8 protein-coding genes are annotated in these 13,736 nt (G+C 67.5%); 6 read left to right on the top strand and 2 right to left on the bottom strand.

Going from position 1 to position 13,736, the window contains the following annotated elements; all coding sequences use genetic code 11:
• Positions 1-267 precede the first annotated feature (267 nt).
• From J8M50_RS17920 to J8M50_RS17895, 6 genes are all read left to right on the top strand, one after another.
• Positions 268-1,542 (top strand): ABC transporter substrate-binding protein, encoded by a 1,275-nt coding sequence (locus J8M50_RS17920; RefSeq protein WP_006378806.1) that lies wholly within the window; start codon positions 268-270, stop codon positions 1,540-1,542.
• A 71-nt stretch (positions 1,543-1,613) separates the two neighbouring features.
• The gene (locus J8M50_RS17915; RefSeq protein ID WP_223786225.1) at positions 1,614-2,693 is read left to right on the top strand and encodes a carbohydrate ABC transporter permease; all 1,080 of its coding nucleotides are present in this window, start codon (positions 1,614-1,616) and stop codon (positions 2,691-2,693) included.
• Entirely contained in the window at positions 2,690-3,604 is a 915-nt protein-coding gene (locus tag J8M50_RS17910) for a carbohydrate ABC transporter permease (protein ID WP_029183909.1), read from the top strand. The genes J8M50_RS17915 and J8M50_RS17910 overlap by 4 nt, the downstream gene beginning before the upstream one ends.
• A gap of 127 nt (positions 3,605-3,731) precedes the next feature.
• Entirely contained in the window at positions 3,732-5,567 is a 1,836-nt protein-coding gene (locus J8M50_RS17905; protein ID WP_006378679.1) for a glycoside hydrolase family 3 protein, read from the top strand.
• A 43-nt stretch (positions 5,568-5,610) separates the two neighbouring features.
• Positions 5,611-8,028 (top strand): glycoside hydrolase family 3 N-terminal domain-containing protein, encoded by a 2,418-nt coding sequence (locus J8M50_RS17900; RefSeq protein WP_223786224.1) that lies wholly within the window; start codon positions 5,611-5,613, stop codon positions 8,026-8,028.
• Between the two features lie 200 nt (positions 8,029-8,228).
• On the top strand, positions 8,229-9,842 hold the full coding sequence (locus J8M50_RS17895) for a GH35 family beta-galactosidase (protein WP_006379260.1): 1,614 nt from the start codon (positions 8,229-8,231) through the stop codon (positions 9,840-9,842).
• Here the strand turns inward: J8M50_RS17895 and J8M50_RS17890 are convergent.
• Together J8M50_RS17890 and J8M50_RS17885 are read right to left on the bottom strand one after the other, a co-directional pair.
• Positions 9,836-10,606, bottom strand: a complete 771-nt coding sequence (locus J8M50_RS17890) for an SDR family NAD(P)-dependent oxidoreductase (protein ID WP_010354077.1) — start codon at positions 10,604-10,606, stop codon at positions 9,836-9,838. The two genes, J8M50_RS17895 and J8M50_RS17890, sit on opposite strands and share 7 nt — an antisense overlap.
• Before the next feature lie 55 nt (positions 10,607-10,661).
• Complete coding sequence (locus J8M50_RS17885) at positions 10,662-13,514, bottom strand: glycosyl hydrolase (RefSeq protein ID WP_086759895.1); 2,853 nt, start codon at positions 13,512-13,514, stop codon at positions 10,662-10,664.
• Positions 13,515-13,736: the final 222 nt, after the last annotated feature.

Here is a 13,736-nt window from a genome sequence, read left to right as displayed (position 1 = left end):
CCTTCAACATACAGCGACGCGGCGGCCCGTTTGACCTGGGTGTGGGCGTGACGATGAAAACTCCACGAAAACTTGTCAGGTGAACTGTGTTACGTGATACTGACGGCCACCGCCACTCCGAGACGACATCTCAGCCGGGGACGCAGCGGCATACACGACGTTCGGGTGACGGGGTTCGCGCACGTCTCAGGAGCGTGGTGCGGCCGGGGGGGGCGGCTCCTTGCCGCCGCAACATCGCGGCACACCGCCTGGAAATAAGGAGTACAGATGCGATCCATTCGAAGGTCCCTCGCTGTGCTTGCAGCGGTCGCATTGACCGCCGTCACCGCCGGGTGCGGATCCAGCGACGAGGGCGATGCCGGCGGCAAGATCACCCTCAACGTCTCGACGTTCAGCGAGTGGGGTTACAGCGGCCTGCTGAAGGAGTACCAGAAGCTCCACCCCGACATCACGATCAAGCACAACCGCTTCGCCACGAGTGATGAGGCCAAGGAGCAGTTCCAGACCGCGCTCGGCGCGGGCTCGGGTCTCGCCGATGTCATCGGTGTCGACAACAGCTGGATGCCGCAGATCCTCAAGTACCCGGACAACTTCGTGGATCTCTCCTCACCGAAGGTCGAGGGCCGCTGGCTGGACTGGACAACGAAGATCGCCACCACGGACGACGGCAAGCTGCTCGGATACGCGACGGACCTGGGACCGCAGACGATCGCCTACCGCGCCGACCTGTTCAAGGAGGCCGGTCTGCCGAACGACCGCGAGGAGGTCGCCAAGCTCTTCGGTGGCGACAACGCGACATGGGACGACTTCTTCGCCGTCGGCGAGAAGTTCAAGGCCGCCAAGACAGGTCCGGCGTTCTACGATGCGTCGGCCTCGGTGGCGACCGGCTGGACCGACCAGTACGAGGTGCTCTGGGAGGACCCCAAGAACGGCGAGATCATCGCCGGCGAGAACAAGGACCTCCGGAACATCTACGACACCGTGATGTCGCATGAGGGCCTGTCCGCAGACCTCGCGCGGTTCAGTGAGGACTGGGTCAGCGCATTCCAGAAGGACAAGTTCGCGGTGATGCTCGCGCCTTCGTGGATGCTCGGCGTCATCAAGGGCAATTCGGCCGGGGTCAAGGGCTGGGATATCGCCGACGTCTTCCCCAACGGCGGTGTCAACAGCGGCGGTTCGTACCTCAGCGTGCCGAAGCAGTCCAAGCACCCCGAGGAGGCGCAGGCGCTGGCGGAGTGGCTCACCGCCCCGGAGCAGCAGATGAAGGCGTTCAAGGCGTCGGGCAACTTCCCCAGCCAGGTCGAGGCCCAGAAGAGCCCTGAGATGCAGAAGGTGACCGAACCCTTCTTCAACGATGCGCCCGTAGGAAAGGTCCTCGCCGAGCGCGCGTCGAACATCAGCGTGGTCCCGTACAAGGGTGACAACTACTTCGCGATCACAGCGGCATTCAACGACGCGGTCAACCGTGTCTCGGTCGACAAGACCCACTCCGCCAAGGAGTCATGGGACATGTTCGTCGAGGGACTGGACTCGCTGAAGTGATCGGTTCGTCCGCGCGCTCGGGGGCGCCCTCCGCGGACGGCGCCCCCGATTCACCATCGGAGGAAGAGCGCATGGTCCGTCCGGCAGGGAGCGCGTCACCCCGTGGTGATGCCTCACCTCCACACACGCCCTCGCCCTGGCATCAGCGTCTGGGCCGCTGGGACATGAAGGCGTCGCCGTACGCCTATATCTCCCCGTTCTTCATCCTGTTCGGGATCGTCGGCCTGTTCCCGCTGCTGTACACCGCCTACGTCTCGCTGCACGACTGGGACCTCATCGGTGGGCAGAGCGAATTCGTCGGGCTCGACAACTTCACCTTTATCCTCGACCAGCCGGTCTTCTGGGATGCGATGGGCAACACCGTCAGCATCTTCCTGCTCTCGACGGTCCCCCAGATTCTGATCGCCCTCGTACTTGCCAGCCTCCTGCACGCGAACATTCGTGCGCGCACCTTCTGGCGGATGGGGGTACTGCTGCCGTACGTGATCGCTCCGGTCGCCGTGACGCTGATCTTCTCGCGCATGTTCGCGGACCAGTCCGGTCTGGTGAACGCGCTTCTCGAGCAGCTGGGCATGGATCCGATCGGATGGCACCGGGACAGCCTTCCGGCGCACATCGTCATCGCAAACATGGTCAACTTCCGGTGGACCGGCTTCAACACCCTCGTGCTGCTTGCGGCGATGCAGGCGATCTCCCGTGACCTGTACGAGGCGGCGATCCTCGACGGCGCGGGGCGGATTCGACAGTTCTTCTCCGTCACGGTGCCGTCCGTGCGTCCGACGCTCATCTTCGTCGTGATCACGTCCACGATCGGCGGGCTGCAGATCTTTGACGAGCCGCGTCTGTACGACACGCAAGGGCTCGGCGGCAGTTCAGGGCAGTGGAAGACGATCACTCTGTACCTGTACGAACTCGGCTGGAACCAGCAGCGACTGGGCCGTGCAGCGGCCGTCGCGTGGCTGCTCTTCCTGCTGATCATCGCATTCGCTCTGGTCAGCAACTGGCTGTCGCGCCGCATCGCTTCCGGAGACGACGCCACGGCCGGCTCCCGGCAGACGCGCCGTGCCGCCCGACGCAGCGCACCGAGCGCAGCAGCTCGTACGCCCGACTCCTCCGCACCGTCCGGTGCCACGCCCGGGAGCAGCACGTGACCCCTCCTTCCATCCCGTACATCGAGCAGACGTCCGGTCGTGGAGCCGCCCGTGCGGCGCGCCGTCGGCGTGGACGGAACGACGGCGCTGTGCGCCGACCGGGAAAGACGACCTACGTCATCCTCACTCTGGTCGCGCTCATTTCGATCTTCCCGCTCTACTACGCGCTCCTGCTCGCGTCCTCGACGTCGGCAGAGGTCGCGCAGAACCCGATCCCCTCGCCGATCCCGGGCGGGCAGCTGGCCGACAATCTCACGCGGGTCTTCGAGTCGGACATCGACCTGCCGCGCGCGGTCTGGAACTCGGTCTTCGTCTCGGTGACAACGGCCCTCGCCGTCGTGTTGGTGTCCACGTTGGCCGGCTTCGCCTTCTCGAAGCTCCGGTTCAAGGGACGTGCCGGCCTCCTCACATTCGTGGTGGGCACCATGGCGGTACCCACTCAGCTCGGGGTCGTGCCGTTGTTCATCGTCATGCGCGAGATGGGCCTGACGGGAAGCCTCTGGGCGGTCATCATCCCCGGTATCGCCTCCGCCTTCGGCGTGTTCTGGATGACGCAGTACCTCCAGTCGGCGCTGCCCTATGAGCTCATCGAGGCAGCCCGCATCGACGGGGCATCAACGTTCCGGATCTTCCGCTCCATCGTGCTGCCGGCCGCCAGGCCCGCGGCCGCCATGCTGGGCCTGTTCACCTTCATCGGGGCGTGGACCCAGTACTTCTGGCCGTCGATCGTGCTCGGCACGACCAATCCGACACTCCCCGTCGCGCTGCAACTGCTGCAGGCCGGGTTCTTCAAGGACATCCCCCTCATCATGACCGGCGTTCTCGTGTCCGTGGTGCCGCTTCTCGTGCTGTTCGCCGTACTCGGCAGGCAGTTGGTCGCAGGCGTCATGCAGGGAGCCGTCAAGGGGTGACCCGCCCGCACCGCACTGCCGGACCGGGACATGTGCCGGTGCACTGACACGGTGCACGGCCCCGACCGCCCCGAGGGGGCCTGCACCCAGGCCCCGGGAACGAAATCGAGAGGAACTCCCACCACTCATGCCTGCGACGACTGCATCGGGCAGTACCACCTTCCGCGATCTCAACGGCAACGGGCGCATGGAGCCCTACGAGAACCCGCGGCTCAGCGCCGAGGAACGCACGGAAGATCTGTTGACCCGGCTCTCGCTCGAAGAGAAAGTCGGTCTGCTCTTCCACACAGTCATCGAGATGGGCCCGGGAGGCACCGTCCTCGAAGAGCCCGGTGCGATCAGCAAGTCACCCACCAGCGAGGTGATCCTGGGCAGGGGGATCAGCCACTTCAACACGCACCGAATCGAAGACCCTCGGGCAGCCGCACGGTGGCACAACGCGATCCAGCGGCTCGCAGAGAAGACCCCGCACGGCATCCCGGTCACGATTTCCAGCGACCCTCGACACGGATTCCTGGAGAACATCGGGGCTTCCTTCACTGCAGGTCCGTTCTCGCAGTGGCCCGACGCCCTCGGCCTTGCGGCACTGCGCGACCCGGACACCGTGCGCGAGTTCGCGCGCCGGGTGCGCGAGGAGTACCGCGCCGTCGGCATCCGCATGGCACTGCATCCTCAGGTCGACCTCGCCAGCGAACCCCGCTGGGCACGCCAACTCCAGACGTTCGGCGCCGACACCGATCTCGTGGTCGCCTACACGCGCGCGTACCTCGAAGGTTTCCAGGGCGCGGCGCTCGACTCAACGAGCATCGCCTGCGTCACCAAGCACTTCCCCGGCGGCGGCGCGCAGCTGGACGGCGAGGATGCGCACTTCCCGTACGGTCGCGAGCAGGTCTACCCGGGTGGTGCGTTCGAGGAGCACCTCCGTCCGTTCGTCACCGCCGTCGAGCACGGCACCGCCGCGGTCATGCCCTACTACGGCATGCCGGTCGGTCTTGAGATCGACGGCGAACCGATCGAGGAGGTCGGGTTCGGGTACAACAAGCAGATCCTCACCGGGCTGCTGCGCGAGCGGCTGGGCTTCGACGGGCTGATCGTCACGGACTGGGAGCTGGTGAACGACAACCACGTCGGGGACCAGGTCCTGCCCGCACGCGCGTGGGGGGTTGAAGAGCTCGACGCCCGCGAGCGCATGGTCAAGATCCTCAATGCCGGCGCGGACCAGTTCGGCGGTGAACAGTGCACGGATCTCCTGCTTGAGCTCGTACGGGATGGCGTCGTCCCGGAGAGCAGGATCGACGAGTCGGCGCGCCGCGTCCTGCTGATCAAGTTCCGGCTCGGTCTGTTCGACAACCCTTTCATCGACGAAGATGCCGCCGTGGCCGTTGTGGGCAACGCCGAGACCCGGCGGGTCGCCCTGGAGACACAGTCCCGTTCCGTCACCGTCCTGAAGAACTCCGTGGTCGAAGGAAGGCCAGTGCTTCCGCTCGCCGTGGGCGCGCGCTTGTACGCGGAGGGGATCGATCCGGAGGTCCTCGGCCGGGAGTTCACCCCCGTGACGACGCCGCAGGAGGCAGAACTGGCCATCGTGCGCATCGACGCACCGTTCGAGCCGCGGGACGACCTGTTCCTGGAGTCGTATTTCCACCAGGGGTCTCTTGACCTGCCCCCCGGCCTCGTACACCGACTGCGTAGGATCGCCCACTACGCCCCGCTGATCGTGGATGTCGCCTTGGACCGCCCGGCCATCCTCACGCCGCTCGTCGACGCGCTCGCCGGACTGACCGTCACCTTCGGTGTCTCGGATGACGCTCTGCTCACCGCCCTCACCGGCCGCATCGCTCCGGAGGGCAAACTTCCCGTCGAGCTTCCGCGGTCGATGCAGGCCGTACGAGAGTCCGCGCCGGACGCGCTGGCGGACACCGCCGACCCGCTGTTCCCCCTGGGATCGGGGCTGGAGATCTGATGTCCCGTTCGTGGAACCCGCACTCGCACAGAAGGATCACGTCATGACCGACGCACGTTCCCGCGCCATCGAGTTGCTCGGTCGCATGACCCTGCACGAAAAGGTCGCGCAGCTGACGTCGCTGATCCCGACAATGCTCTTCGACGCCAAAGGCATCCGCCCGGACGTCGCCGCGGCCAAGCTGGCGAATGGCATCGGCTACATCGAACCGCACATGGGGGGCTTTCCGGCGAACGCGGCCGAACTCGCCCGGCTCAACAACGCGGTACAGCGCCACCTGGTCGAGAACACCCGCCTGGGCATTCCCGCGATCATGCACATCGAGGCGCTGAACGGTGTGAACGCCCCCACCTTCACATCCTTCCCCACCGCGATCGCCCTCGCGGCCACCTGGGACACCACCGGGGTGGGCGAGATGGCCGCACTGACCCGTCGGCAGATGCGATCCGTGGGCCTGCACCACGCCCTGTCGCCGCTGCTCGACATCGCCCGCGACGCGCGATGGGGCCGAGTTCACGAGACGTACGGCGAGGATCCATACCTGGTCAGCGCGCTGGGAGTGTCCTTCGTACGCAATCTTCAAGGCGAGTCGCTGCTGGACGGGGTCATCGCCACCGGCAAGCACTTCCTCGGCTACGCAATGAGTGAGGCCGGTCTCAACATGGCGACCGTGCCGATGGGAGCGCGCGAGCTGCGGGAGGTGTACGCGCGCCCCTTCGCCGCCGCCATCCAGCTCGCGGGACTGGGCTCGATCATGAACTCGCTCGCCGACTGGGACGGAGTGCCCGCTGCCGCCGACCCTCGGGTGTTCCGCAAGATGTTGCGCGACCAACTCGGGTTCAACGGCACCGTCGTGTCGGACTGGCTGTCGATCGAGAACCTCGTGACCCATCATCGCGCCGCGCGCGATGCACGCGAAGCGGGCGTGCTCGGCATGCGGGCCGGCATCGACGTGGAAATGCCCGAGCCGTTCGGCTACGGCGACAACCTCGTCGAGGCCGTCCGCGACGGCGAGATTCCCGAAACGACCGTCGACGAGTCGGTCCTCCGCGTACTGACGCACAAGTTCCAACTGGGCCTGTTCGAGAACCCCTACGTGGAAACCGACCCGGTGGAGATCATGTCCGTGGCGCAGGAGGGCCGCGACCTCTCCCTGCGTCTTGCGCGCGAGTCCGTCACGCTCCTCAAGAACGACGACGGGGTGCTCCCACTCAGCGGCGCCCCGCGCATCGCGGTCGTCGGACCTCATGCCGAGGCTGTGGGCACGGCCTTCGCCCCGTACACCTTCCCCTCCTTCATCGAGCTGACCCGAGCACTGCTGAACGGCAAGACGAGTTCCATGGTCGGTGTCGAAAACCTCGACTCCTTCGGCCCCGACGACGCCTACGTGCACGAGGAGATCGGCGACCTGCTCGCCATGAGCGAGGACGAGTTCGCGAGGTCGCGCTACGAAGCGGTCTCCCTGGCGGACGCCCTCCAAGCCGCGCTACCCGACTCCGAAATCCTCGTCGCAACTGGATGCGGAGTCACCGACGGGGCCGAGGGGATCGGCGCGGCAGTCGACGTCGCGCGTGATGCGGATGTCGTGGTCCTGGCACTGGGCGGCGTGGCGCGATGGTTCTTCGGTGAACGGACGGAGGGTGAGGGTGCGGACACCGCCGATGTGACGCTGCCGGATGTACAGCGTCGGCTCGTGCACGAGATCGCCGCGCTCGGCAAGACGACCGTCGGCGTGATCTTCTCGGGCCGCCCTCTCGCCCTTGGTGACGTCGAGCCCGAGCTCGACGCCATCCTGCTCGGGTACTACGGCTCGCAGTTCGGCACACCTGCCGTCGCGGAGATCCTCAGCGGCACGGCCGAGCCGCAGGGCCGCCTGCCGTACACGATCCCCCGCTCCAGCGGTCAGGTCCCCCTCCATGCGGGCCAGCGGTTCGGCAGCGGATACCGCCGTCGGGAAGGCGATCCGCACGGCGGATACGTGGACGAGTCCGCGGCACCGCTCTACCCGTTCGGGCACGGCCTGACGTATACCGAATTCGTCTACTCCGACCTCCAGCTGAGCAGCACGTCGATCGCACCCGACCGCACCGTCGAGGTCACCGCGACCGTCACGAACACGGGCGACCGCCCAGGCGTAGAACTCATGCAGCTCTACGTCGAGGACGATGCGCCCGGCGTGTCGAGGCCGGCGCTCCAGCTCGCGGGGTTCCATCGCCTCGAACTGCAGCCAGGGGATCAGGCGACGGTGAGATTCGCTCTGGAACTCCCGCTGCTGGCCTACCTGTCCCTGGACGACAGATGGGTCGTGGATCCGGGCCCGATGTGGATCTCGGTCGGCTCGTCGTCGAGTGACCTTCGCCTGCGCGGTCGCCTGGACGTCGTCGGTGACACCGTGGACGTCACGCGACGGAGGGTGTACCTGACCCACTCTGCACGGACCGCTCCTACGACGGGAACGTGACACGCGAGACCGCCGCCCCGCCAGCAGCCCGTGGGGAGCGGACCTGACACCGCTCCCCACGGGCCTTCGCCTGGCCAACTATCCGGCATCGCGCCGCACCCCTGGGACGGCGATGGCTGAGAGCGCCGGCAGCGACCTGGCGCCGTCCGCCGCCCTCGCCCGAAGACACCGCTCAACCGGAAGACATCGATGGGAGCCCCTTGCAACACCACGGCATAGACCAGGCCACGGGCCAGCTGATCGTCGGCGGTACGCCGTACCTGATCCGCGGCATCGAGGTCCACAACTCCACCTCGTCCCACGCCGACTACCTGGAACCCGTGTGGAAGCGGTGTGCGGACGCAGCGGTCAACACCGTTCTTGCACCGGTCAGTTGGGAGCTTGTGGAACCGACGGAGGGAGAGTTCGACTTTCACTTGGTCGACGCCATGCTCTCCGGTGCGCGCGACCACGAGCTCAAGCTGGTGCTTCTCTGGTTCGGCAGCTGGAAGAACGCTTCGTCGAGCTACGTGCCGGCCTGGGTCAAGCTCGATCCGGTCCGTTTTCCGCTGCAGGTCGACGAGGCCGGCGATCCGCTGGACAACCTCAGCCCGTTCTCCACGAACAACCGCGACGCCGACGCGGCCGCTTTCGCGGCCTTCATGGAGCACCTCGCACGCGTCGACGGCCGCGAGAAGACCGTGATCATGGTGCAGGTCGAGAACGAGGTCGGGCTGCTCGGGGCACCGCGCTCCTACGGAGCGGACGCGGCAGCCGCATGGGCGGCTCCCGTTCCGGCAGCCCTTGCGGAAGCACTGCGCAACGGAGCCTCCCCGTACGTCCAGGCCCCGGACGAGCCGTCCACCCCGACGTGGGACCTCCTGACGGGCGACTCCGACCGGAAGGCCGAGTTGTTCATGGCCTGGCACTACGCCTGCTACATCGAGCACGTCGCCGCCGCAGGCCTGGCCCGCTACGACATCCCGCTGTTCGCCAACGCCTGGCTGGACTCGAGCGTGCCGAACGGATCGGAGTCCGCGAACATCGCCGTCGCCGGCGGCAGCGCGCCGGGGGTGTTCCCCAGTGGGGGGCCACTACCGCATGTCAGCGCTGCCTGGAAGCTGGCCGCTCCCTCGCTCGCGTTCCTCGCCCCAGACGTGTACTTCGGCGACTTCGACATCCCGTTCAAGCGCTACGCGGACACGAACACCACCTTGTTCGTGCCCGAGATGCGCGCCGACTGCCACGGGGTCTCGCACAGCTTCCTCGCCATCGGACAGTACGGTGCCATCGGGGTCTCGCCGTTCGGCTTCGACTCCCTCGACGATGACCGCACGGTGGAGCTGCGCCGTATCTATGCGCAGCTCGCGGCGCTGGAGAACGACATCCTTGCCGCACAGCCGCGAGGGCGCGTGCGCGGCTTCCGGGTCCCGGCCTCCAAGGAGGAGACGTTCGCCCTCGGCAAGTACGAGTTCGTGATCAGGGCCTATCCGGAACACGGCAACGGCGAGCGGTTCGGCTATGGGCTCCTGCTGCAGTTCGACGACGACGTGTTCATCGCCGTCGGCGACAACTTCACGGTCTGCCCGCGCTCGCCGGACGGCCGGCCGGTGGCCATCTTGCAGGCGGACGAACTCGTGGCAGGCACGGGCCGGCTCCGTCCGCGAAGGCGCCTCAATGGTGACGAGACGTTGTCCGGCACCGGCATCAGGATCGCGGAGCACCCGGCCCCGATGCACGGTTTCATGGCGACCAGCGGGATCCCGTCAGGGGTGGTGAGGTTCTCGCTGTACTTCCCCGGGGCGCCGAGGGGCACCGCCGCCCCGGACTACTGATGGGTGCCGCCGTCAATACGGATCTCCGTGCCGGAGATGAAGGCGCCGTCGTCGGAGATGAGCGTGGCCACGACTGCTGCCACCACCTCCGGCGACCCGTAGCGCTCCCGGACTGCGGGAGTGAGCTTCGCGAAGAGGCTCCAGTCGGTGTCCTCCGGCACCAGTGACGCGAAGTTCTCGGTCATGGCGCTGACGATGCCGCCAGGGCAGATGTTTACCGCGCGCAAGCCCTGCTTGGCGTACTCCTGGGCGATGCTGTGCGTGAAGGACAGGATCCCGCCCTTGCTGGCGGAGTACGCGGCCAGGAACGGATGGGCGAACTGGGCTGACGTGGAGCTGAAGTTGACCACGACGCCGTTACCCGTCTCCAGCAGCGCGGGCAACGCGGCCCGGGTGACCAGGAACGTGCCCGTGAGGTTCACGGCAAGGACGCGGTTCCACAGCTCGAGCGAGCACTGGTGTGTATGCGCTCCGCGCAGCATGCCGGCGATGTTCACGAGCGCGTCGAGCCCGCCGAGGGTGGCAATCGTTTCACCCACGACGTCGACGACCGCGTCCGCGTCCGCCACGTCCAGCGCCGCGGTGACGAGCCGCTCGCCGGTGCCGGCCTTCGCGGCCAGGCCGGCGGTCCCGCTGAGCCCCTCTTCCTCGATGTCCGTCGCGACGACCGCCGCTCCTTCCTCGAGCAGCCTCAACGTCGTCGAGCGTCCGATGCCCGAAGCGGCTCCGGTGACGAACACGCGTCTGCTGCTGAGTCGTTCCATGAGGTTCCTCCAGGTCTCGACGGTGCGCTTGCCCTGGCCGCGAATCGCCGCCCGCTCATTCCGGGATCGGTACCTGGCGGTACGGCGCGATACGGACCGGCCCCATGAGGCCGTATTGCTGCCGGGGCTTCTCGGCCTGACCCGGGAAGCCTTCCGTGACCCGAAGGCGATTGCGCAGCGGTGTCGCCACCCGGACCGTGATGCTGTTGTCTCCTTGCTTCACGTAGCCACTGAGATCGATCCGCCGGCCGACCTGGTCGGACGGTGGCAGCGTCGTGCCGTTGACCGTCACCTCGAAGGTGTCGGTGACCTGTCCGAGGTCGAGGTAGGCCCCGTCCAACCGCACGAGCCGTACCGTGGTGCGATAGGTGCCGACCCCGGAGACGTCCTCAAGGCCGGGGATGGCGGACCAGGGTGCAAGGCGGTTCAGGTGATGCTCGTGCTCGCTGACTTCGAGCTTGCCGTCCGGGCCTCGGTGCCAGTCCTCGACGGAGAGCTCCCACACGTTCAGCTCCTGGGCTGCCCCGGTGGGAGGAACGGTCACCCTCCGTTCGGAGCCGTCGTCAAGCTTCACGGTGTACGAACCAGCCGTTGAGCCCCGCAGGAGCAGACCGCCACCGGGCGCCGTCACGACCTCTCCGCCCGTGGTGGCGACCACATGACGGGCACTGCCCGGTACGAGAACGATGATGGTGGATTCGCCGGGTGCGAGCCGCACCGGGACTGTGATCCGCCCGCGTTCTGTTCGGTACTGGGCGACTGAGGTGACCGTGCCCGTCCAGGCATCCAGTTCGTAGGGGGTGCCTCGGCCCTCCAGGGCGACCTCCTCGGACACGGCTCTTTCCGAGGAGTTGTGCAGGTGATACAGCGCGCCTCGCGACAGTGTGCGACGCAGGGCGAGCACGGCGGGAGCGACGCGCGTGTCCGCTGCGGGACGGATGCCGAGCACCTCGAAGACGGCGGGCAACCCGCTCGGTTCGGCGACGTGGCGTACCGAGGCCTGCTTGAGCAACAGGTCCATCAACTCGGCCAGTGCCGCATCCTGCTGTGCCGCCCGGTGGGCGCCAGGCGTGCGGGTCGGCGGCGCACCGACGATCACTACGGGCAGGCCGCTGCGGGCGTGCGACAGCAGCAGTCGGGCGGTGGCTATGGGCAACGTGGGCTGGCGGTCGAGGATCAGCGCACGATAGGCGGGTCCTTCCGGGGCAAGGCGCCGGTCACGTACGCGGGTTCCGTCGAGTTGTGCCGGGCCGGCGAAGTCGTAAGTGAAGCCGTCCAGCCCGGCCGGGATGCGCATGCCGGTCCCGTAGGCGTGGCGGTAGACGACCAAGTCCACCGAAGGCCTGCCCTGGCGCAGGGCGAACTGCGTGCGCGCAGTCCAGTCGACGATCTTGCCGGTGTCGTTCCACGTGGGCTGGCGCGGCCCCCATGCCTCGGAGAAACCGTTGCCGCCCTGGAGGGTGAACGGTGAGAAGCCGGGCCAGGTGGTTCCCAGGCCCGCCTCGGTGGCGAAGCCGTGATAGACGACCTGGTTGACACCGTGGGCGAAGGCGGCGTTGAAGTGCTTGAGCATCTGCGGCCAGGTCTGCGCGTACGCCTCGCCGTAGATCGCGCAGCCTTCGAGCGAGAAGACGCGCTGCCCGGACAGGTGCACCGCACCGGACGAGAGCCATCGGTATGGCTCGTCGGTGTAGTCGGGCGCCGCGCCGAGCGACTCGGTCTCGTTGATGTCGAGGGCCGCGCCGATCGTGGGAACGTCGGTGGTGGTGCCGTAGGGCTGGGCCCGCAGTCTCAGGCCCATGGCGTGCGCCCAGGACTTCAGTGGCTCGACGTGCTCACTGATGTACAGGTCCGTGAGCGTGTGATAGTAGTCGTCGCGGACGCGGGCGCCACTGTCGTCGGTGAACGCGAAGTCCGGGGTGTCGTCGGGTGTCACGCTCGTGTACTGCCGGTGGATCCGGTCGATGAACAGCACCGGCAGGTTGTCGATCAAGGAGTAGCCGCGCAGCTTCTTGAAGCGCGCCGGAAGTTCCCGGGACCAGTGCTGGGCGGAGTCCAACTCCAGGGAATCTTCGAAGAGATCCCCTCCGTTGTCCTGCAGCAGACTGCGCAGGCGGGGCGTCAGGACGCGCTCGTCCCAGTAGCTGGTTACTGCCCGGGTACCGGCGGCACTGAAGTGGTCGACGACATACGCCGCCTCTGTCGTGGCGGCCTGGCCGACGACGGCGGCCTGGCCGGTGCCGCGCTGCCAGAACGCGAACAGCAGCCACTGCCCATCCGCTGGGGCGGTCCAGGCGAGGGTGCCGTCGCTCACCCGTCCTGTGAGGTCGATCCGGGAAGCCCGCTCGAGCAGTACGGGCTTCGCGTCGGTTGGGCCCGCGCAGCGAAACGCCTGGACCGCTATCAGGGTTTGCTCGGTGACGCCCGCGTGCGGCTGCGGGGCCGCCGGCACGGGCCCGTCGTATGCTTCGCCGCCCGCAAGGACCGCACGCCCGTAGGCGATCTCCTGGGCTGCTTCCGGGCTGTCCGGCGACAGCCCGGGGGCCACCAGCGGCCAGGCCGGGCCCACGGTGAGATCGATGCGCACCCCGTGCCTGTGACCGGCGGCGACCGCCTGCTCCAGGCGCTCGGTGAGCACAGCGCTGCCCCAGCCGTACTGCTGAGCGTCGGCGGTGACGATGCACTGGATCTCGACTGCGCCGAAACCTCGGCCTGCGATCGCCTCGATCTCCGCGTCGATGGTTTCCGCCGCGATCTCTCCGCACGGCCACCAGTAGCGGATCTTCGGCCGGGCATTCGCAGGCGGGTGAGCGAACCGCCGGACGAAGGCGCTGTCCAGCCCGGTCGACGAAGAGGCGGCAGCGCTCTTGGCCCCGGCCCACAAGGTCCCCGTGGGTGCCAGCGTCACCGCGGCCGCGGTCGCACAGAACTGTCTGCGGGAGAAACGGGACACAGCGGCTCCAGATGAAGTGATCCCCGGCAGTCGGGAGTTGGTGTGCCGGGCACCCTTTCATCGCCTGGGCCGTTCGGTGTCGGTCGATCCCGGTGACCGGGAGCGCCTCACGTGGTCCCTCAACCCTCAAGAAGAGGCAGCAGTCCCGCCGTCAGCAAAGTTGCGCCATCCGGCGGG

The sequence above is a fragment of the Streptomyces acidiscabies genome (assembly GCF_020010905.1).
GTDB classification, from domain to species: domain Bacteria; phylum Actinomycetota; class Actinomycetes; order Streptomycetales; family Streptomycetaceae; genus Streptomyces; species Streptomyces acidiscabies.
Note: the sequence above shows the minus strand (reverse complement) of the source record. Positions and strands in the feature narration are given on the sequence as shown.